The 19,149-nt window shown below is 66.3% G+C and carries 21 protein-coding genes; 10 read left to right on the top strand and 11 right to left on the bottom strand.

Annotated features, from left to right (window positions below; genetic code table 11):
* Positions 1–9: 9 nt before the first annotated feature.
* The 5 genes from Q0A15_RS06735 to Q0A15_RS06715 all read right to left on the bottom strand — a co-directional run bounded on the left by Q0A15_RS06735 (position 10) and on the right by Q0A15_RS06715 (position 6,512).
* Complete coding sequence (locus Q0A15_RS06735; protein WP_291278759.1) at positions 10–1,464, bottom strand: rhamnulokinase family protein; 1,455 nt, start codon at positions 1,462–1,464, stop codon at positions 10–12.
* Complete coding sequence (locus Q0A15_RS06730; RefSeq protein WP_291278758.1) at positions 1,461–3,509, bottom strand: bifunctional aldolase/short-chain dehydrogenase; 2,049 nt, start codon at positions 3,507–3,509, stop codon at positions 1,461–1,463. The genes Q0A15_RS06735 and Q0A15_RS06730 overlap by 4 nt, the downstream gene beginning before the upstream one ends.
* Positions 3,510–3,645: 136 nt before the next feature.
* On the bottom strand, positions 3,646–4,812 hold the full coding sequence (gene rhaI, locus Q0A15_RS06725) for an L-rhamnose isomerase (protein ID WP_291278757.1): 1,167 nt from the start codon (positions 4,810–4,812) through the stop codon (positions 3,646–3,648).
* Positions 4,813–4,818: 6 nt separating this feature from the next.
* A complete protein-coding gene (locus tag Q0A15_RS06720) occupies positions 4,819–5,217 on the bottom strand; it encodes an L-rhamnose mutarotase (protein WP_291278756.1) in 399 nt (132 codons plus the stop codon).
* On the bottom strand, positions 5,214–6,512 hold the full coding sequence (locus Q0A15_RS06715) for an MFS transporter (RefSeq protein ID WP_291278755.1): 1,299 nt from the start codon (positions 6,510–6,512) through the stop codon (positions 5,214–5,216). Before Q0A15_RS06715 ends, Q0A15_RS06720 begins: the two co-directional genes overlap by 4 nt.
* Positions 6,513–6,763: 251 nt before the next feature.
* Here Q0A15_RS06715 and Q0A15_RS06710 point away from each other — a divergent pair, with 251 nt between their 5' ends.
* Together Q0A15_RS06710 and Q0A15_RS06705 are read left to right on the top strand one after the other, a co-directional pair.
* The gene (locus Q0A15_RS06710; RefSeq protein WP_291278754.1) at positions 6,764–8,020 is read left to right on the top strand and encodes an AI-2E family transporter; all 1,257 of its coding nucleotides are present in this window, start codon (positions 6,764–6,766) and stop codon (positions 8,018–8,020) included.
* 26 nt (positions 8,021–8,046) lie between these two features.
* Entirely contained in the window at positions 8,047–8,550 is a 504-nt protein-coding gene (locus Q0A15_RS06705) for a hypothetical protein (protein ID WP_291278753.1), read from the top strand.
* A 100-nt stretch (positions 8,551–8,650) separates the two neighbouring features.
* Here the strand turns inward: Q0A15_RS06705 and Q0A15_RS06700 are convergent, their stop codons facing one another.
* Positions 8,651–9,154 carry a ferritin gene (locus Q0A15_RS06700; protein ID WP_291278752.1) on the bottom strand — a complete coding sequence of 168 codons (504 nt, stop codon included), beginning with the start codon at positions 9,152–9,154 and terminating at the stop codon, positions 8,651–8,653.
* 194 nt (positions 9,155–9,348) lie between these two features.
* On the opposite strand from Q0A15_RS06700, the gene Q0A15_RS06695 reads away from it, so the two are divergent.
* From Q0A15_RS06695 to Q0A15_RS06675, 5 genes are all read left to right on the top strand, one after another.
* A complete protein-coding gene (locus Q0A15_RS06695) occupies positions 9,349–10,146 on the top strand; it encodes a TetR/AcrR family transcriptional regulator (protein ID WP_291278751.1) in 798 nt (265 codons plus the stop codon).
* Positions 10,143–10,538 (top strand): RNA-binding S4 domain-containing protein, encoded by a 396-nt coding sequence (locus Q0A15_RS06690; protein ID WP_291278750.1) that lies wholly within the window; start codon positions 10,143–10,145, stop codon positions 10,536–10,538. The genes Q0A15_RS06695 and Q0A15_RS06690 overlap by 4 nt, the downstream gene beginning before the upstream one ends.
* 206 nt (positions 10,539–10,744) lie before the next feature.
* On the top strand, positions 10,745–10,948 hold the full coding sequence (locus Q0A15_RS06685; protein ID WP_291278749.1) for a cold-shock protein: 204 nt from the start codon (positions 10,745–10,747) through the stop codon (positions 10,946–10,948).
* Positions 10,949–11,072: 124 nt separating this feature from the next.
* Positions 11,073–12,083, top strand: coding sequence for an LLM class flavin-dependent oxidoreductase (locus tag Q0A15_RS06680; RefSeq protein ID WP_291278748.1), 1,011 nt, complete (start codon positions 11,073–11,075; stop codon positions 12,081–12,083).
* Positions 12,084–12,142: 59 nt separating this feature from the next.
* Positions 12,143–12,403, top strand: a complete 261-nt coding sequence (locus Q0A15_RS06675) for a hypothetical protein (RefSeq protein WP_291278747.1) — start codon at positions 12,143–12,145, stop codon at positions 12,401–12,403.
* Here the strand turns inward: Q0A15_RS06675 and Q0A15_RS06670 are convergent.
* Positions 12,363–12,938, bottom strand: coding sequence for a DUF1992 domain-containing protein (locus tag Q0A15_RS06670; protein WP_291278746.1), 576 nt, complete (start codon positions 12,936–12,938; stop codon positions 12,363–12,365). The genes Q0A15_RS06675 and Q0A15_RS06670 overlap by 41 nt on opposite strands.
* A 70-nt stretch (positions 12,939–13,008) precedes the next feature.
* Here Q0A15_RS06670 and Q0A15_RS06665 point away from each other — a divergent pair, with 70 nt between their 5' ends.
* Positions 13,009–13,608 carry a TetR/AcrR family transcriptional regulator gene (locus tag Q0A15_RS06665; RefSeq protein ID WP_291278745.1) on the top strand — a complete coding sequence of 200 codons (600 nt, stop codon included), beginning with the start codon at positions 13,009–13,011 and terminating at the stop codon, positions 13,606–13,608.
* 38 nt (positions 13,609–13,646) lie between these two features.
* Here the strand turns inward: Q0A15_RS06665 and Q0A15_RS06660 are convergent, their stop codons facing one another.
* The 4 genes from Q0A15_RS06660 to Q0A15_RS06645 all read right to left on the bottom strand — a co-directional run bounded on the left by Q0A15_RS06660 (position 13,647) and on the right by Q0A15_RS06645 (position 17,160).
* Positions 13,647–14,447: an IclR family transcriptional regulator C-terminal domain-containing protein gene (locus Q0A15_RS06660; RefSeq protein ID WP_291278744.1), complete on the bottom strand. Its 801-nt coding sequence runs from the start codon at positions 14,445–14,447 to the stop codon at positions 13,647–13,649.
* Between the two features lie 7 nt (positions 14,448–14,454).
* A complete protein-coding gene (locus tag Q0A15_RS06655; RefSeq protein ID WP_291278743.1) occupies positions 14,455–15,108 on the bottom strand; it encodes a 3-oxoacid CoA-transferase subunit B in 654 nt (217 codons plus the stop codon).
* A 2-nt stretch (positions 15,109–15,110) separates the two neighbouring features.
* Positions 15,111–15,812 (bottom strand): 3-oxoacid CoA-transferase subunit A, encoded by a 702-nt coding sequence (locus tag Q0A15_RS06650; protein WP_291278742.1) that lies wholly within the window; start codon positions 15,810–15,812, stop codon positions 15,111–15,113.
* A gap of 121 nt (positions 15,813–15,933) precedes the next feature.
* Positions 15,934–17,160 (bottom strand): thiolase family protein, encoded by a 1,227-nt coding sequence (locus tag Q0A15_RS06645; protein WP_291278741.1) that lies wholly within the window; start codon positions 17,158–17,160, stop codon positions 15,934–15,936.
* Positions 17,161–17,366: 206 nt separating this feature from the next.
* On the opposite strand from Q0A15_RS06645, the gene Q0A15_RS06640 reads away from it, so the two are divergent.
* Both Q0A15_RS06640 and Q0A15_RS06635 read left to right on the top strand, forming a co-directional pair.
* The gene (locus tag Q0A15_RS06640; protein ID WP_291278740.1) at positions 17,367–18,434 is read left to right on the top strand and encodes a 3-hydroxyisobutyryl-CoA hydrolase; all 1,068 of its coding nucleotides are present in this window, start codon (positions 17,367–17,369) and stop codon (positions 18,432–18,434) included.
* The coding region (locus Q0A15_RS06635) for an IclR family transcriptional regulator (RefSeq protein WP_291278739.1) at positions 18,412–19,149 on the top strand (738 nt) is incomplete at its 3' end. The genes Q0A15_RS06640 and Q0A15_RS06635, both read left to right, overlap by 23 nt.

The raw sequence follows: 19,149 nt of genomic DNA, 5'->3' as shown, positions 1-19,149 counted from the left end.
GTCGCAGACTCAGCGCGGCAGGTAGGTCACCGTCTCGAAGGAATCGATCACCAAGGAGCGCAGATCCTCCAAGGATCCCGGCGTCAGACCCGCGGCACGGGTCTGGACCAGGACGTTGCCGATGGCCGTGGCCTCCACAGGTCCGGCCACGACCGGCAATCCGGTGGCATCCGCAGTGAGCTGACACAACAGGACGTTCTGCGAACCACCGCCCACCACGTGCACGGTCTCCACGGGCACCCCGGAGAGCCTCGTTGCCTCGGAGAGTGTCTCCGCATACGCGGAGGCAAGGGAGCGGAGGATGGAGAGCACGAACTCCGGACGCGTGCGGGGAGCACTCTGCCCGTGTTCCTCGCACCAGGAGGCGATTCTCGAGGGCATGTCCCCCGGAGGAACGAAGCGGGCATCGGCCGCATCGAACACAGCGACGTCCGCGGTCACTGCCCCCGCGGCCGCCAACAGCGACTGCAGGTCGGAGCTGCGCTGTTCACCCGTGGCGGCCACGCCGTCCTCGAGCTCCCACTGCTTCATGGACTCCGTCAGGATCCACAGCCCGGAGACGTTCTTCAGGAACCGCGTCCGCCCGTCCACGCCACCCTCATTGGTGAAGTTGGCTTCCCTGGAGGCCTCGGTGATGACCGGAGCATCCAGTTCCTGCCCCACCAGGGACCAGGTGCCGGAGGAGATGAAGGCGCTGTTGCGGGAGGTCATCGGGACCCCGACCACGGCGGAGGCGGTGTCGTGCGACCCGACCGCGACCAGGGGGACTCCGGACGGGGCCCCGACGCGTTCGGCGACGCCGGGGAGCAGGGTTCCCACCCGCTCACCGGGGCGCACCAAAGGCGCGAAGAGACCGTGATCCAATCCCAATGCGTCGAACAATGCGGTGGACCACTGCCCGGTGCGCGGATCCAACAGCCCCGTGGTGGAGGCGTTGGTGATCTCGGTACGGCTTTCCCCCGTGAGCCAATAGCCCAACAGATCCGGCACCATCAGAGCAGAATCGGCCAGCGACAACACCCCGTTGAGGGCGTCGACCCGCAATTGGAACAGGGTGTTGAAATCAAGATGCTGCAGGCCGTTGGCCCGGTACAGCGACGCCGCGTCCACGTCGGCGTGCACGGAGGCCACACCGGCGCCCGTGCGGGCATCCCGATAGTTGTACGGCAACCCGAGAACACGACCGGAACGCATCAGCGCGTAGTCCACCGCCCAGGAATCGATCCCGACGGAGACCACATCCGACCCCGTCCGGAACGCGGCGGCCAGGCCGGCCGCCGCGTTCCGAAACAGTTCCGGCAGGTCCCAGTGCAGCCCCTCGGCCTCCCCCTCATGCAGGGGGATGATGTGGTTGGGGAAGCGGGCAACGTGACTCAAGCGGATCCGGCCGCCCTCGACACCACCCAGGATCACCCGACCGCTGGTGGCGCCGAGGTCGACCGCCGCGACCTGCTGAGAACTCATCGCAGGAAGGCCGCCGCGACGCCGGCGTCCACGGGGACGTGCAGCCCGGTGGTGTGGGAGAAGTCGGAGGTGCACAGCGCGTAGACCGCGTTGGCGACGTTCTCCGGGACAACCTCACGCTTGAGGATGGTGCGCTGGGCGTAGAACTTGCCCAGATCCTCTTCCTCCACGCCGTAGGTCTTGGCACGGTTGGCGCCCCAGCCGGACGCGAAGATGCCGGAACCCCGGACCACGCCGTCAGGGTTGATGCCGTTGACACGCACGCCATAGGCACCCAACTCGGCGGCCAGCAGGCGCACCTGGTGGGCCTGGTCCGCCTTGGTGGCGGAGTAGGCGATGTTGTTGGGACCGGCGAAGACCGAGTTCTTGGAGGAGATGTAGATGATGTCCCCGCCAAGACCCTGGTCCACCAGGATCTGCGCCGCGTTCTTGGAGACCAGGAAGGACCCCTTCGCCATGACGTTGTGCTGCAGGTCCCAGTCGGCCTCCGTGGTCTCGAAGAGGGACTTGGACAGGGACAGACCGGCGTTGTTCACGATCAGGTCCAGTCCGCCGAAGGCCAGTACGGCCTCGTCCAGGGCAGCCTTCACCGCGGCCTCGTCCGCCACGTTGGCTGCAACGCCGACGGCGACGTCGGTGGAGCCCAGTTCGGCGGCCACGGCCTGCGCCTTCTCACGGTCCAGGTCCGCGATGACCACGCAGGCACCCTCCGCCACCAGACGGGTGGTGATGGCCTTGCCGATGCCGCTTGCTGCGCCGGTCACGAACGCGATACGCGTGGCCAACGGCTTGGGCTTGGGCTTGCGCGCCAGCTTGGCTTCCTCCAACGCCCAGTACTCGATGCGGAACTTCTGCTCCTCGTCGATGGGCGCGTAGGTGGACAGACCCTCCGCGCCACGCATCACGTTGATCGCGTTGACGTAGAACTCGCCTGCCACGCGGGCGGTGGACTTGTCTGCACCGTAGGAGAACATGCCGACGCCGGGCACCAGGATGATCAGCGGGTCGGCACCACGCATGGCCGGGGAATCAGCGGTGGCGTAACGCTCGTAGTAGGCGGCGTAGTCGGCACGGTAGGCCTCGTGCAGCGCCGGGAGCGCCTCCACGATCTCCTCCACGGTGGCGGAGGAGGGCAGGTTCACCACCAGCGGCTTGACCTTGGTGCGCAGGAAGTGATCGGGGCAGGACGTGCCCAACTCGGCCAGACGGGGGTGCTCGGTGGAGGCCAGGAAGTCCAGCACCGCAGCGTCGTCGTTGAAGTGGCCCACCATGGGGTGGTCGTGGGAGGCGATGTTGCGCAGGTGCGGGGCCAGAGCCGCCGCCTTGGCCCGCCGCTCGTCCTCCGGCAGTGCTTCGAAGCCGGCCAGTGCTGCGCCGAACGGCCGGGCCTTGGAGTTGGCCTCGATGTACTCGGCTGCGGTCTTGATGATCCACAACGAGTTGGCCTCGGCCTCGTCGCTGGTCTCACCCCACGCGGTGATGCCGTGGCCGCCAAGGATGGCACCGATGACGTCAGGGTTGGCAGCCTTGATCTCGGAGATGTCCAGGCCAAGCTGGAAGCCGGGGCGACGCCACGGGACCCACGCGACCTTGCCACCGAAGATGGTCTTGGTCAGTTCCTCGCCGTCCACTGCGGTCGCGATGGCGATCCCGGAGTCGGGGTGCAGATGATCCACATGGTTCGCGTCCACCAACCCGTGCATGGCGGTGTCGACGGAGGGGGCTGCGCCGCCGTGGCCAAAGAGGGTGTGGTCGAACGCTGCGACCATCTCGTCCTCGCGATCGACTCCCGGGTAGACGTTCTTCAGCGCCCGCAGGCGATCCACGCGCAGCACGGCCAGGCCCTCGGGCTTCAGGGTGCCGAGGTCACCGCCGGAGCCCTTCACCCACATCAGTTCCACGTCCTCACCCGTGACCGGGTCGGTGGTGATGCCCTTGGCGGACGTGTTGCCGCCTGCATAGTTGGTGTTGGTGGGGTCCGCCCCGAGGCGGTGGGAACGGTCCAGGAGTTCCTGGGCGGTGGGGTGAATGGCTGGCTCGGCCATGACATGTCCTTACGTGTCTGGGTACTGACGCTGCGGCCGCCGTCACGGCCGCGATGTGAAAGGTGAGTGGCGCGGCCCGACGGGTGGGCACCGGTTGGTGCCCACCCGTCGGGCATCGCGCTGCGGGCGAGGGCGCTCAGGCGCCCCAGGAGGACTGGGAGCCACCAACGCGCTCGGCGTTGATGCGCTCCTGGTAGCCGGACTCTGCGTAGGCCTTCATCGGGTCGGCAGGCAATCCACGGGACTCGCGCCAGGCCGCGAGGTCGCCGCGAACGTCCGTGTAGAAGGCATCCATCAGGATGGCGTTGGCTCCCAGCACGTCGCCGGCCTGTTGCGCGGCGGTGAGGGCCTCGCGGTCCACGAGCAGCGCACGCGCCGTCATCTCCTGGACGTTGAGCACCGACCGGATCTGGCCCGGGATCTTCTCCTCGATGTTGTGGCACTGATCCAACATCAGCGACACCGGCGAGTCCACGTCCAAGCCGCCACCGCGGTGAACCTCCGCCATGATGCGGAAGAGCTGGAACGGGTCGGCCGCGCCCACGATCAGGTCGTCATCGGCGTAGAAACGGGAGTTGAAGTCGAAGGAGCCCAGCTTCCCGAGCCGCAGCAGCTGCGCCACGATGAACTCGATGTTGGTGCCGGGGGCGTGATGGCCCGTGTCCAGGCAGACGAAGGCCTTCTCACCGAGGGCGTTCACATGGGCGTAGGAGGTGCCCCAGTCCGGGACGTCCGTGTGGTAGAACGCCGGCTCGAAGAACTTGTACTCCAGCACCATGCGCTGGTCATCGTCCAGCTCGGCGTAGATCTTCTGGAGTCCCTCGTGCAGCCAGTCCTGACGAGAACGGATGTCGCCCTGACCCGGGTAGTTGGTGCCGTCGGCCAACCAGATCTTCAGGTCCTGGGATCCGGTGGCGCGCATGATGTCGATGCACTCGAGGTGGTGGTCGATGGCCTTGGCACGCACGGAGGCGTCCGAGTGGGTCAGGGAACCCAGCTTGTAGGCGTCGTCCTGGAAGGTGTTGGAGTTGACCGTTCCGAGCTCGACTCCCTGGTCCTGCGCGTAGGCGGACAGTGCTGCGTAGTCATCGACCTTGTCCCACGGGATGTGAATGGCCACCTTCGGCGCCAGACCGGTGAACTTGTGCACCTGGGCGGCGTCCGTGATCTTCTCCTCGACGCTGCGCGGGGTACCGGGGGTACCGAAGACGCGGAAGCGGGTTCCGGAGTTGCCGTAGGCCCAGGAGGGCACCTCGATCGCAAGGCGATCCAGGACGGGGGTGATGTCATTGAAGTTCGTCATCTTTGCTCACTTCACTTTCTGGTTCTGCTTGATCTGTCCGTTGCCGCCGAGGTTTTCGGCCGTCTCACGTGCTGCGTCCAGCTGGGTCTCGAGGTGGAAGGCCTCGTCCAGGCGGTCCATGTCCTCGTCCGGTCCGGAGTCCGCGAAGAAGCGGCCCATGCTCTCCTGCCAGCGGGCGTTGATCTCGGTGGCGCCCATGGCGGCCTCCGTGGCGGCGAGATCGTCCACCTCGGCGTAGCCGACCACGAGCCCGTCGGGTGCCGTGAAGATGGAGTAGTTGTTCCAGCCGGCGGCCTTGAGAGCCTCCAGCATCTGCGGCCACACGGCGGCGTGTGCCTCGCGATATTCGTCCAGGAGCTCAGGGCGGACCTGGAAACGGAACATCACGCGGTTCGAGTCGCTCATGCCGATGCCTTCTCGCCGTAGCGCTCGGCCTCGATCTGCTCCAGGGTCTTGCCCTGGGTCCGGGGGGCGAAGATGGTGCCGATCAGCATCGCGAGGATCAGCAGGCCCACGATCAGGTAGCCCAGCTTGGCCAGGCCGATGGTACCCAGCAGGACGGGGAAGACGGAGCTGAGCAGGCCGACCATGACGCGGGCGGCGAAGAACAGGACGCCCTGCGCACTGGCCCGGTACTTGGTGGCGAAGAGCTCGGAGGCCCAAAGACCGTAGAAGGCCTGAGCGCCCACACCGGAGGAGATACCCCAGCCGATGGCGAAGATCAGCATGGAGGTCATGCCCGGCTCCGCGTAGATCAGCACGATCCATGCCGCGACGCCCAGAGCGGCTCCGCCGAAGTACAGCCAGCGGCGGGAGACCTTGTCTGCCAGCAGCATGAAGCCGAAGTAGGTGGCAAGCACCGTGCAGCCCCACACCAGGACCTGCAACCAGTTCTGTGCGGTGGCATCCTCGAGACCGGCCGCGGAGTAGACGCGCGGCTGGAAGATCCCGGCCTGACCGGCCACCATGTTCCACAGCGCGTACACGCCGAAGAGGAAGAGCAGCGGCAGCAGGTTCTTGGGGTTCTTGAACAGGCCGATGATGCCGGAGAAGAAATTCACCTTGATGCCGGAGGCGAGCTCGGACTCGCGCTGTTCCTTCCAGCGCCGGGACTCGGGCAGGCCACGGCGGACCCACCAGGTGATGGCGGCGATCACGCCGAGGTGCAGGAAGATCAGGCGATTGCCGAAGAGGCCGAGGGGCTCCACGAGGATGGCCAGAAGGAATCCGATCATGGGGCCGACGGACCAGGCGAGCTGGGCTGTGCCCACGTGTTTTGCCCGCTTTTCGTGCGGAGCCTCCTCCGCGATGTAGGTCCAGGAGGCGGGAACGCCTGCGCCCACCGCGATGCCCATCATGACGACGCCCACCAGCAGTGCGCTGAAGTTGAAGCTGAAGGTCACGACCAGTGAACCGAGAAGGAACAGCAGTAGGTCGTAGGTGTAGATGAACTTGCGACCGTAGCGATCGCAGAGCGGCCCGCCGATCGCTGCACCGATGGCTGCGCCGAAGGCGTTGGCGGAGAGCGCGGCCAGCAGGCCGAGTGCGCCGTCTCCGAAACCGAATTCGTTCTGCCAGGCGGTGGATGAGGTGGCGATGGCGATGATGGCGCCGGCCTCGATGTAGTTGGACATGGCGACTGCGATCGTCGCCTTCCAACCCGTCACGCTCTTCTTGGGAGCGAGTGTGCGTGTGGTCATGCTCGGGTCTCCTTTGCCCTCAAGCTGTGCCGTCAAGGTCTTGGAACCTTGCCGCGAAATGAAACGATTCAATCCATTCGGGCTGTCACCTTACCCCCACAAGGTGACCTCGGCAACACCGGGAGCCGGAAACCCCGGATCCGCGACACAGCGACCGGCCTGTGCAACGATGGTGCTCCACCCGGGTTCCCTCCGATCCACGCCCTCATCGCGCATGGTCAAGGGACCCGCACCCGGAAGGTGAACACCACTTGATCTCACGCAGACGCCAGTACTCGGAAGGGCAACCGCCCACGGGCTCCATGCCCGTCGTCGCACGCCGCGACGCCTCGCGCGCCGGCGAGAACGAGGACCAGGCTTCCCAGCCCCTGACGCCCGGCCGCGAGCGCGTGGCTCACCTGTGGTCAGACAACCTGGGAACCCTGGGAACGCGGTCGCTGCAGATCATCCTGCTCATCATCTTGGTGACGGGCATCTTCATCGGCATCTCCACCCTGTCCGTGGTGGTCATCCCGGTGATGATCTCCACGATCCTGGCCTGTGCCTTGTGGCCGCTGGTGAAGCTCCTGCGCAAGAAACTCTCGCCACTGTTGACCGCGTGGACCGTCCTCATCGGCGCCTTCGTGGTCCTCGGCGGCATCGTCACGGGCATCGTTGCCACGGTCGTCAACGAGTGGGACGGGCTGGCCAAGAAGGCGGTGGAGGGGTTCGAACAACTCCAGAAGTGGGTTGCCCACCTTCCCATCAGCATCACTCAGGACCAGGTCGACTCCGCCTTGAGTTCTGCGGGTGACTTCCTCACCAGCGCCAGTTTCGGTTCCAGCGCCCTTTCCGGGCTCTCCACCGCAGGCAACTTCGTCACCGGCCTGGTGTTGGCCCTCGTGGTGATGTTCTTCTTCCTGAAGGACGGCGACAAGATCTGGCAGTTCCTGGTCTCCTGGGTGCCGGAACGCCACCGCTCCACGTGGCAGAAGGCAGGCTCCCGCGCCCGCGACTCATTCGGCGGCTACCTGCGCGGCACCACCATCGTGGCCGCCGTCGACGCCCTCGGCATCGGCCTCGTCATGCTCTTCTGCGGCGTCCCCCTGGCCTTCCCTCTGGCCATCCTGGTCTTCCTCGGCGCGTACATCCCCATGGTCGGCGCCACCGTGGCCGGCATCCTCTGCGTGCTGGTCACCCTGGTGTCCTCCGGTTTCTGGCCGGCCGTGGTCGTGTTGATCGGCACCATCGTGGTGCAGCAGTTGGAAGGCAACCTGCTGCAGCCCGTGGTCATGGCCAACACCCTGAGCCTGCACGGGCTTGTGGTGCTGCTCGGCCTGACCGGCGGCACCGTGCTCGGCGGCATCGTGGGTGCTCTGATCTCCGTTCCGCTCATCGCCGCAGGCTGGGCCATGGTCAAGGTGATCAGCGACCGCGAGGGTCCCCTGGACGATCCCGAGGCGCGCAAACGACACAAGTCGGTCAGGAAACAGGCCAAGAAGCGCCTCAAGTCCACCAAGCGGGCCTGACCGACCAGCATGCTTCCGAGGAGCCGATGACGATGCCCCAGCGTGTCTCCCTGCGACGTTGCACAGCAACTCTGTTCATCGCCGCCGCCCTCCTGGCAACGTCGGCGTGCACCGAGAAGAAGCTGGCGCCCGACCCCACCAGCACCGCGGCATCGACACGCTCGGCCGATCCCGAGGCAGGCATCCCCACTCGATCGGCCCGCTCGGGGTCGGTCACTCTCGACGTCGGCGACCAGGTCTTGTTGGATATCGGAAAGTACAACGGCACCGTCGGCGACTCTTGGGGAGTCCTGGAATCCACGGATCCTGGCGTCGTGGACACGCAGACCAAGAACCGTTATCTGGGTGAGAAGGATTCCGACGGCAGCCCGAGCCAGTTCGGCCTCCTCGTCACGGGCAAGCTCGCCGGAAGCACCGAACTGACCCTCAGGTACTGCTTCCGCGACCGGCTCAGCGCCACGTGCGATCAGAGCCTCAGCGGCGACAAGAACGAGGTCCCAGACATCAAGATCAAGGTGAGAGTCGAATAGCAGGAAAACCACAAGGCCCGACGGTTGGTCCCCACCCGAGTGGGAACCAACCGTCGGGCCTTGGTCCACGGCGCCTACGGCGCCGTACTGAAGCCGACGATCAGTCCTCGTCGCCGCCGCGGGAGCCGAGCTCGCGATCGAGTGCGAGGATGCCGGAGCCATCGTTGCCGATGCGCTTCACGCGGCCGATGATCTCGCCCACGGTTGCCTCTTCCTCGACCTGTTCGTCCACGAACCAGTTCAGCAGCGGGATCGAGTCGATGTCCCCGGCCTCCAGGGACAGGCGGTAGATGTCACGGATGGCCTCGGAGACCTTGATCTCGTGAGCCAGCGAGGCCTCGAACGCGTCCAGCACGGACTCGATCTTCAGCTCGTTGGCGGGAATGGCCTGGAAGACGGGGCGGGCGCCGCGATCGGTCATGTGATCGATGAACTTGTCGCGGTGCTCCAGCTCCTCTTCGGCCTGAGCGCGGAACCAGGATGCGATACCGGGCAGATCGGCCAATTCCATCTCCACCGCGAGCTGGCGATAGGTGATGGAGGCTTCCTGCTCCATAGTGACCTGGCGGTTGAATGCTTCTTCGAGCTTCCCTGTAAGTTCCATGGCTTCAGAGTAGGCAGCTTTCGTGAATTACGCACCCAAGGACAGGCGTAACTATCCCCGGCCCGATGCCACGCGCGTCACGGAACCCGATCAGGGAAGCCTTCCCTTCAGATTCATGGGCCGATGCACGACTCGTTGAGTCCATTTGCCGGATGAACTGGTAACAGGGGCTAAGTGCTGCGAGACTAAAGCACATGCCACGCCCACGCCGTTATGACGCCGCAGTCAGGAATCGACTGCTGCAGGATGCCGCTCTGATCAGCGCAACAGAAGGCCCTTCAGCACTGTCCGCTCGCCGGCTCGCCACTCAGTCAGGGACCACCACCGCTGCCATCTACACGCTCTTCGGCGGCATGAACTCCCTGCGCGCTGCACTGACAGCTCAGGCGTTGTCCGACCTCAAGGATGCACTGAACGCGGTTCCGGCCAACACCGACCCGGTGCAGCAGCTCTTCAATCTCTCCAGCGCCTACCGCGACTGGGCCGTTGAGCACCCGCACGAGTACCGATCTGTGTTCAACGATGCCCTCGGCAAGGCCGTTCGCCACAGTTCCGAACCGCCGCGCGCCACCAATGGCCCGGCCTCGCGCCCACGCCAGAACGTGTTCATGGCTCAACCCACCGAGGCCAACTCCGAGTTCGTGGCGTTCACGACCCCCGGGGTCTACCTCGACAGCGTGCACGAGGCATGGCACGCCGTTCTGGAGCCCATCCACACCGTGATCGAAGCGGGCCTTGAGTCCGGCGCGTTCCGCGGCACCCCCGACCAGGCGGGGCCGCTGACGCTGGCTGTGGTCTCCCTGCTCCACGGTGGGGTGTCCTTGGAGGTCATTGCGGTTCTGGACACCACCCTGTCGGGGTTCGGCACCTCCATGACCACGCCTGGATTCTTCGAACTCGCCACCCAGCGGCTGGTGGCCGGACTCGTCTCCGGCGGCTTCACCGATAGCGGCGCTCCGGTGTCGGCGGGCAACGGCTCCAACACACAGTGACTCCCACGGCCTCCGCCAAGGTCCGCTTGGATGCCTGGCTGTGGTCGGTGCGGATCTACAAGACTCGCTCGGAGGCCACTGCTGCCGTCCGAGCCGGGCATGTGCGCCTCAACGGAAACCCGGTCAAGGCCGCCCAAGCCGTGGTGATCGGAGATCGCATCCGTGTACGCAAGGCAGGCCACGAGTTCGACCTCGAGGTCACCCAGCTGTTGTCCAAACGTGTCTCCGCGCAAGTGGCTCGCGCGGCCTACGTTGACCATGCCCCACCCCGCGTGCGCACGGCGATCCCGATGGTTCCTGTGCGCGATCGCGGAGCAGGGCGGCCCACCAAGAAGGACCGACGCGAACTGGACCGTCTGAAGTCTTCTTGGGCACAAGTTGATGAAGACTGACTCGCTCTGACTAGCCAAGGGCCGTCCAGTCCCGTAGCGTGTAACCCGTAGTTCCCAGTTCTTCACCACGCTGGTCCGGCAGTCCCGGTCCTTGAGGCAAGATCAGGACCGACTGCACGTGGGCCACAATGGCTCACGTCCAACACCCCAGTGTCCGGGCCTGATCGTCCGATCGTCTCCGGACCGAAGAAAGGATCAGCAGCTTCATGGCTACTGGAACCGTCAAGTGGTTCAACCCTGACAAGGGCTTCGGCTTCATCGCTCCCGATGACTCCTCCGATGATCTGTTCGCACACTTCTCCGCCATCCAGTCCAACGGGTTCCGCACCCTGGACGAGGGTCAGCGCGTCGAGTTCGAGGTTGCTCAGGGCCCCAAGGGCCTGCAGGCACAGGACATCCGCGCCATCTGATTTTTCAGACGGCGAGTTGTCCGCGGGTACCACCCGCGTGACTCGATGAGAAGGGGAGGCCTTTTGGCCTCCCCTTCTTGCGTCCCCGGGAATAGGGGAAACCCGGCGACGGTTGTCACTTGTCGTGACTTCCTCGCCCGCTCTGTCCCTGCTCGACCTCGCCCCCCGTAACGCTCAGGACCCGCCCGGTCAGGCGTTCAGCGATGCGGTCCGATTGGCGCAGGCCGCCGAAGCATCAGGGTTGGACGCGGTGTACTACGCGGAGCACCACAACATGGCGACCATCGCTTCGTCCGCCACCTCGGTGCTGATGGGCCACGTCGCCGATCACACTTCATCGATCAAGGTCGGGGCGGCGGGCGTCATGCTGCCAAACCATGCACCACTGGTGATCGCGGAACAGTACGGAACCCTTGAGGCCATGCACCCTGGGCGCATCCGGCTGGGCCTTGGCCGGGCACCTGGTACGGATCCCAACACGCTGCGCGCCCTCCGCCGCTCCCCCAACGACGCCGAGCACTTCCCCCAGGACGTCACCGAACTCCTGGGCTACCTCGCTGGAGAATCCTCGATCCCCGGCGTCAGCGCCTATCCCGGCAATGCTTCCCATGTCCCGGTCACCATCCTCGGCTCAAGTCTCTTCGGCGCCCACCTCGCCGCGCAGCTGGGCCTCTCCTATGCCTTTGCTTCCCACTTCGCCCCGGCCGCGCTACGGGATGCAGCTCATGTCTACCTGGACGAATTCCGCCCATCCGAGTACCTGGACGCCCCGCACTTGGCGATCGGTGTCGGCGTGGGAGTAGCGGAGACTCAGGACGAGGCCGAGGAACGATTCCGGCTGGTGGGCCGCGACCGGGTCCGCCAGATGCTCTCTCGCGGGAACCACACCTTCACCGAGGAGGAGCTGGACCTGGTGATGGACCATCCGACCGGCCGCCAGATCCTACAGATGCTGGACTTCTCCATCGTTGGGACGGCAGCTTCCGTGCCGGCGCAGCTGGCGGCGCTGGCCGAGGAGTACGGCGCACATGAGTTGATCACCGTGACGCATGCCCCGGACGCAGCTGGTCGCGTGGATTCGGTCCAGAGGCTGGGCAAGGCATGGTCGCAGTGGCAGGATCAGGAGCAGAACTAAGCAGTCCGTCGGCACCCGCGGCGCTGGAGCCCACCGACGGCTCAAGCCGAGGAGGAGTCATGGCCAACCGCGACAAGCCCCAGTCCGTCAGGCGGGACAAGGACTTCGAGGACAAGGACATGCGTCTCGAGGAACCGTTCATGGATGAGAACGATGGCCGCGATGGGACGCCCGGCCCCAGTTCCGACGACCCGGATTCGTTGGATCTCATGGACCCGTTGAAGCGCACCCGCAACAACGTTCGTGAGGCCTACGACGGCATGGACGGGGAAGCCAGCGTCACGGATCTGACCGAGAAGGACGACTCCCCGCGCTGGTGAGCAGCCTACGTAACCACCCCATGCGGCTGCGCTCCTCCTTCCACGCCTCCTCGCGTGCTCTGGCCTGATCCTCCGCCCTTTGGCGAGCTTGCCTCCTGCGCTCCGTCCTGCGCTCTGCCCACGCGGCAACCGTGGCTTCGACGTCGCGTGGCATGGTGATCAGAGGAGGACCTACCGGGAGCGAGTAGCGCGCCCGGATCACCCTCTGGTTGAACTGCTCGATCTCACGACGTACATCAGCCTCGATCCACTGCTGATCAAGGAGTTCGTCCAACCCTGCGTCATCCTGACGGAGTTGGATGGACGGCGGCAGTACGGCCAGACCCTCCCGCTTCATGAGGGCCTTGAACCACCAGTCCGGATCGTCGCTGTCAGAGAGATCCAGCGGTTTACCAGCACCCGGGAGGTTGTCGAAGTCCCCACGCTCGATGGCCTTGCGGATCTGGACGTCGGCGATGAGTGAGATCATCATGCCGGGGTCGAACGAGATGGCACAGGGGTCGTAGAACGCGGCGGGCACCTGCCATTGAGGCATGGCTCCTCCTCCGAGCGGGGATTACAAGTCACCTGTATTATGTCACGTGTATCGAAACCGAGGAGTCCGAATGCCCAAACAGGTTGATCACCGTCGACGTCGCGATGACATCGCCCGTGCCATGTGGACGGTGGTGGACCAACGGGGCTGGGCCGGAGCCTCTTTGCGTGAAGTCGCCGCAGAGGCCGGGATGTCACTGGGACAGGTGCAGCACTATTTCGCCTCGCGCAATGAGTTGCTGGAGTTCGCGGTGCAAGCCGCCTCAGATCAGACCTCGCGTCGGGTCGCTCGAGGGATGGAAGAGCTCGGAGAGTCTCCACACCCACGCGACGTGGTGCGGCTGATTCTGGTGGAGATGCTCCCCCTGCATCCCGACGCGCGACCGACCAGCCGCATCCACGCCGCGTGCGTGCTCGAGGCCCTGCACAACGAATCGATGCGTGAGCAGATCGGATCAGGGATGCGGGACGGACGGGACGGACTCAAGCAACTCGTGACTCAGGCGCAGGCCAACGCTCAGATTGACCCCGATCGCGACCCGGACACCGAAACCGACTTGCTCTTGGCGCTGACCGGCTTCACGCCGCTGTTGGAACTCGGCGTCGTCCCACCCTCCGACGTGATTGCGGCCATCGAGACGCACCTCGACAACCTCTTCGCGACCACCTGACCCATGCACCCCTGTGGGCCCTCGGCACAGGCGAGAGGTCAGCGGCGGGCCAGAGCCGCCTCGATGTCCGATGCACACTTGAGCAGCGGCGCAAGGACGCGTTCGGCGGCGGCCGCGGCATCGTCGTCGGGGCCTGCAACGGACAGCGAGACGTTCACGGCGCAGACCACTGTGCCGTCCGGCCCGTGCACGGGTGCGGCCACGGAACGAAGGCCCGCCTCGAGTTCCTGGTCCACCAGACACCAACCCTGTTCACGCACGCGGTCCAGCTCGGTCGCGACCGCCTCGGGTGACGTCAACGTACGCTCCGTGAGCGCAGGGATGGGTGTGGCCCGCATCCGATGCAGCGCCTCCTCCGGCGGCAAGCCGGCCAAGAGCACCCGGCCCATGGACGTGGTCGCCGCAGGAAAGCGCGTTCCGACGCCGATGGCAACGTGCATGATCCGCCGCGTCTGTACGCGAGCAACGTAGACCACCTCGGAACCATCCAGCTCCGAGGCGGAAACGGACTCGCCCACCTGGTCGGAGAGTTCCTGAAGGTATGGCCCCACCAGCCCGGGCAGCGGCTGGGATGCCAGGTAGGCATAGCCCAGCCGCAGGACCCGCGGCGTGAGGCGGAACAAGCGGCCGTCGGTGGCCGCGAACCCCAAGTCCACCAGGGTGTGCAGGAAGCGCCGGGCGCTGGCCCTGGAGACCCCGGAACGCGTGGCGACCTCGGAGAGCGTGAGCTCCGGGTGCTGGGCGTCGAAGGCCTCGATGGTCGCAAGACCGCGGGCCAGGGACTGAACGAAGAGTTCCGACTCCTTGGCTGCGGCCTTCACCTCGGTGGACGTGGTCACGATGGAATCAGGCCTTGACCAGGGTGACCGGGAGCCGCTCAGCGAGCTCCTCGAAGGTGATGCCGTGCGTGGAACGCACCACCACGGACTCCGCCCCGAGTTCGAACACGGCGGACTCGGTGTAGACGCGAGTGACGCAGCCCAGGCCGGTCACGGGGTAGGTCAGTGCCTCGACGAGCTTGGATTCACCCGCACGGGTGAACAGGCCCATCATGACCCAGGTCTGCTTGGCGCCGATGGCGAGGTCCATGGCACCACCCACGGCCGGGATGGCGTCAGGAGCGCCGGTGGACCAGTTGGCGAGGTCGCCGTTGCCCGCCACCTGGAAGGCACCGAGGACACAGACGTCCAGGTGGCCGCCGCGCATCATTGCGAAGGAATCTGCATGGTGGAAGTAGCTTGCGCCGGGCAGCTCGGTCACCGGGATCTTGCCCGCGTTGATGAGGTCGGGATCCACGTCGTCACCGTGAGCGGCCGGGCCCATGCCCAGCATGCCGTTCTCGGTGTGGAGGGTGACATCCTGCTCTGCGGTGAGGTGGTCGGCCACCAGGGTGGGCTGACCGATCCCGAGGTTCACGAAGGAACCTGGCGTGATGTCGGCGGCGACGACGGCTGCGAGTTCCGGCTTGCTCAGGGCAGCATCGGTGTGGGTGTAGGCCATGATCACTTGTCCTTCTTCTGCTGTGAGACCGGGGTGGCGGGGTTGGCGATCTCTACGAGGGTGTCCACGTAGATGCCGTTGGTCACCACGTTCTCGGGGTCCAACTGGCCGGCCGGCACGATGCTCTTCACCTGGGCGATGGTCTGCGCGGCGGCAGCGGCCATGATGGGACCGAAGTTGCGGGCCGTCTTGCGGTAGACCAGGTTGCCCTTGGTGTCTGCGGTCAGCGCCTTGATGATCGCGACGTCACCCTTGATGGGGTACTCCAGCACGTAGTGCTTGCCGTCGATCTCGCGGGTCTCCTTACCCTCGGCCAGCTGCGTGCCGTAACCGGTGGGCGTGAAGAAGGCCCCGATGCCCGCGCCCGCGGCGCGCAAGCGCTCGGCCAGGTTGCCCTGCGGTACGAGCTCCAGCTCGATCTCGCCTGCACGGTAGGCCCCGTCGAAGTGCCACGAATCGGACTGGCGTGGGAACGAGCAGATGATCTTGGAGACGCGACGTTCCTTGATCAGCAGCGCGAGGCCCTCGTCGGCCTGACCGGCGTTGTTGTTGACGACCGTCAGGTCGGTGGCGCCGCCCTGGAGCAGGGCGTCGATGAGTTCCATGGGCTGGCCGGCGTTGCCGAACCCGCCGATGAGGACGGTGGAGCCGTCGGCGATGCCCGCCACGGCCTCGGCCGCGGAGGCGGCGATACGGGGTGCCATGAGCATTCCCTTCCTTGAATTGTTCAAAAAGTCGGTTTCAGGTGTCCGACGGCGATGCCCGCCGCTCGCGCGGGAGGCGGGTACCGCCGTCGGGCCTTTCATCGCGGCGCTACGCGCCGGATCAGTGGGCGCCGGTGTTCGTGTTCTCGATGACCACGGCGAGGCCCTGGCCCACTCCGATGCAGAGCGAGGCGACGCCGTAGCGTCCGCCGGTGGCGCGTAGGCGAGCGGCCAGGGTGCCGAGGACACGCAGGCCGGAGGCACCCAACGGGTGGCCGATGGCGATGGCACCGCCCCAGGCGTTGACGATCTCGGGATCCAGGTCGCGCCCGAAACCCCACTGGTCCAGGCAGGCCAGCGACTGAGCGGCGAAGGCCTCATTGAGTTCCACGGCGTCGATGTCGGCCCAGGTCAGGCCCGCGCGGGCGATGGCCTGGTTGGCGGCCTCGACCGGAGCCTCACCGAAGTACTGCGGCTCGTTGGCATGGGCTCCACGGGAGACGATGCGGGCCAACGGGGCCTTGCCGAGCAGCTCGGCCGCCTTCTCCGAACCGATCCAGGCGGCGGACGCGCCGTCATTCATGGGGGAGGCGTTGCCTGCAGTGACGGTGGCGTCGTCGCCTGTGCGGAAGACGGTGCGCAACCCGGAGAGGGTCTCGGCGGTGGACTCGGGACGGATGGTCTCGTCGCGCTCCAGGAGCACGCCGCGCTTGCCCACCGGAGCCACGGTGGTGACGAGGTCGTCGTAGCGTCCCTCGTCCCAGGCCTTGGCTGCCAACTGGTGGGAGCGGGCGGCGAACTCGTCCTGGCGCGCGCGGCTGATCTGGTGCTTCTCCACCAGGCGCTCGGTCGCCTCACCCAAGGACACGGTCCAGTCTGCGTCCATCTTGGGGTTGACGAGGCGCCAACCGAGGGTGGTGTTGGCGGCCTTGAGGTCTCCCATGGGGAAGGCACGCTCGGTCTTGGGCAGCACCCAGGGGGCACGGGACATGGACTCGACGCCACCGACCAGAACCAGGTCCGCGTCGCCCACGGCCACCTGGCGGGAGGCCATCATGGCCGCGTCCAGGGAGGAGCCACAGAGTCGGTTCACGGTGGAGCCGGGAACGGAGAGCGGCAGGCCTGCCAGTAGCGTGGCCATGCGGGCCACGTTGCGGTTCTCCTCGCCCGCGCCGTTGGCGTTGCCGAAGGTGACCTCGTCGATGGTGGTGGGGTCCAGCTGCGGTACGCGGGAGACCAGCGTGGAAACCACGTGGGCCGCCAGGTCGTCCGGTCGGTGACCGGCGAGTGCACCGCCGACCTTGCCGAAGGGGGTGCGTACGGCGTCGTAGACGAACGCTTCCTGCATGAGTCTCCTCGTTTCACGATGCTGAATCGTTGAACTGTGTTCGCTGTGCGAACGTGTGTTCGCAGCATGAACATTCTGACCGATGGTGGTCACCTGCGCAAGAGGCAGGCCCTTCGTGGACCACCTTCCACCGGAAGCCGACATGACGACGCCGGGCCACCACTGAGGTACGGTCATTGCGGACGCATATCGAAGAGGATGTACCCGTGAATCCGCACCTCGCCGTCGAGATCCATGCAGGGCTCGGCATCATCACACTGAACCGACCGGAGAAGATCAACGCCCTCACCCCGGGCATGGTCTCCGAGCTCGGTGCAACCCTGCGCGCCTGGCGCTATGCCCCGGAGGTGAACGCCGTGGTGCTGCGCGGTGCGGGCGAGCGCGGCTTCTGCGCAGGCGGCGACCTCACCGACTTCCACCAGGCCCAGTCAGGCGGGGACCAGGGCGGTTTCCTGGACATCCTGGTTGAGCAATTCGAGCTGGCCGCATTGGTGGGCACCTATCCCAAACCGATCATGAGCATCATGTCCGGGCTGACCTTGGGCGCGGGCCTCGGCATGGCCGGAGTCGCCTCGATCCGGGTGGTCACACCCGATGCCAGGCTCGGCATGCCGGAGACCCGGATCGGTTACTCCCCCGATGCCGGCGGCTCACTGCTGTTGGGCCGCGCCCCCGGCCGGCTCGGAGAGCACCTGGCGGCTACCGGGGACACCATCGGTGCGGGTGACGCGGTGGAGGCCGGGCTCGCCGATTTCTGCATCGCGGCGGAGACTCAAGAGGACCTCATCTCCACCTTCGCGGACCTTGCCACCTTGCGTGCGGGCGAGATCTCCATCGGCCTCGAGGTCATGCACGGCACCCGACCTCCTGCCCCCGCGGTCGCCAGGGAACGAGCATGGATGGACCACTGCTACGCCGCGGAGGACCTGCCAGCCATCCTCACCGAGCTCGAAGCCGCACCGTGGCCCACAGCGCGGGCGGCGGCAGAACGGATCCGCAGGAACTCCCCGCTGGCCGTCGCCACCGCACTCGAGGTGGTCCGAGCCGCACGCGACGAGGACGAGCTGCGGGGGTCCTTGGAACGCGAGCACCGTGCTGCGGCCTTCCTCATGGACCACCCCGACGTCGCCGAGGGAATCCGTGCGCGCATCGTCGACAAGGACGATGCGCCTCGCTGGGACCCCGCCTCCCCGGAGGACCTGGATCGAGACCTCATCATCAATGCCCTGTACGCCGAGGAGGACGACGCCCATGGCGAATTCGAACTCGGGTGATGCCCTGCTGGACCGCGCAGTGCGGGTCCTACGCTGCTTCGATGCCGAGCGCCCCCACCTCTCGGTGGCACAGATCGCGGAACGTGCGGGCCTGCCCCGCACCACATCCTACCGGCTCGTGTCCCAGATGACCGACCTCGGCCTGCTCTCCCACCGCCCCGACGGGACCTTCCGGTTGGGCATCATGCTCTGGGAACTCGTCACGGCCTCGTCCGACACGCAAGACCTCGCCACTGTCGCGCTGCCGTACATGGAGGACGTGAACCAGGTGGTACGCCACTCCGTCCAGTTCTCCATCCTGGACCAGGGCGACGTCCTGGTTCTGGAACGCCTCTCCCGCCCCGGACACGCCGTGAACCAGGCCCGCCGCGCCTCCCGCATGCCCGTCCACCTGACCTCCATGGGCATGGTGCTCCTGGCCCACTCGGCCACCCCTGTCCTGGACTCCTACCTCAGACGGCACGGACCGGAGGTCCGCCAACGTCACCCCAACCTGGTCAACGAACTGGACCATATCCGCCGCACCGGATTCGCGACCTTCGACGGTTTCATCGACCCCGACACCACCGGCATCTCCGTGCCCGTCCTGGATTCCCGCGGCAGCGCCATCGCGGCGCTCAGCGTGGTGGTCCCCACAGGGTACGACGCCACCAACGCGGCCGTGATGAGCCTGCGGACCGCCGCTCGCGGCATCTCCCGCACGCTGTCCACGCGC

This window comes from Galactobacter sp., assembly GCF_022712295.1.
Lineage (GTDB): Bacteria > Actinomycetota > Actinomycetes > Actinomycetales > Micrococcaceae > Galactobacter.
Note: the sequence above shows the minus strand (reverse complement) of the source record. Positions and strands in the feature narration are given on the sequence as shown.

Excerpts from the sequence above, each read along its gene's own strand:
- Q0A15_RS06735 (WP_291278759.1), bottom strand. The coding sequence starts at position 1,464 with ATGAGTTCTCAGCAGGTCGCGGCGGTCGACCTCGGCGCCACCAGCGGT.
- Q0A15_RS06730 (WP_291278758.1), bottom strand. The coding sequence starts at position 3,509 with ATGGCCGAGCCAGCCATTCACCCCACCGCCCAGGAACTCCTGGACCGT.
- rhaI (WP_291278757.1), bottom strand. The coding sequence starts at position 4,812 with ATGACGAACTTCAATGACATCACCCCCGTCCTGGATCGCCTTGCGATC.
- Q0A15_RS06720 (WP_291278756.1), bottom strand. The coding sequence starts at position 5,217 with ATGAGCGACTCGAACCGCGTGATGTTCCGTTTCCAGGTCCGCCCTGAG.
- Q0A15_RS06715 (WP_291278755.1), bottom strand. The coding sequence starts at position 6,512 with ATGACCACACGCACACTCGCTCCCAAGAAGAGCGTGACGGGTTGGAAG.
- Q0A15_RS06705 (WP_291278753.1), top strand. The coding sequence starts at position 8,047 with ATGACGATGCCCCAGCGTGTCTCCCTGCGACGTTGCACAGCAACTCTG.
- Q0A15_RS06700 (WP_291278752.1), bottom strand. The coding sequence starts at position 9,154 with ATGGAACTTACAGGGAAGCTCGAAGAAGCATTCAACCGCCAGGTCACT.
- Q0A15_RS06695 (WP_291278751.1), top strand. The coding sequence starts at position 9,349 with ATGCCACGCCCACGCCGTTATGACGCCGCAGTCAGGAATCGACTGCTG.
- Q0A15_RS06685 (WP_291278749.1), top strand. The coding sequence starts at position 10,745 with ATGGCTACTGGAACCGTCAAGTGGTTCAACCCTGACAAGGGCTTCGGC.
- Q0A15_RS06675 (WP_291278747.1), top strand. The coding sequence starts at position 12,143 with ATGGCCAACCGCGACAAGCCCCAGTCCGTCAGGCGGGACAAGGACTTC.
- Q0A15_RS06670 (WP_291278746.1), bottom strand. The coding sequence starts at position 12,938 with ATGCCTCAATGGCAGGTGCCCGCCGCGTTCTACGACCCCTGTGCCATC.
- Q0A15_RS06665 (WP_291278745.1), top strand. The coding sequence starts at position 13,009 with ATGCCCAAACAGGTTGATCACCGTCGACGTCGCGATGACATCGCCCGT.
- Q0A15_RS06655 (WP_291278743.1), bottom strand. The coding sequence starts at position 15,108 with ATGGCCTACACCCACACCGATGCTGCCCTGAGCAAGCCGGAACTCGCA.
- Q0A15_RS06650 (WP_291278742.1), bottom strand. The coding sequence starts at position 15,812 with ATGGCACCCCGTATCGCCGCCTCCGCGGCCGAGGCCGTGGCGGGCATC.
- Q0A15_RS06645 (WP_291278741.1), bottom strand. The coding sequence starts at position 17,160 with ATGCAGGAAGCGTTCGTCTACGACGCCGTACGCACCCCCTTCGGCAAG.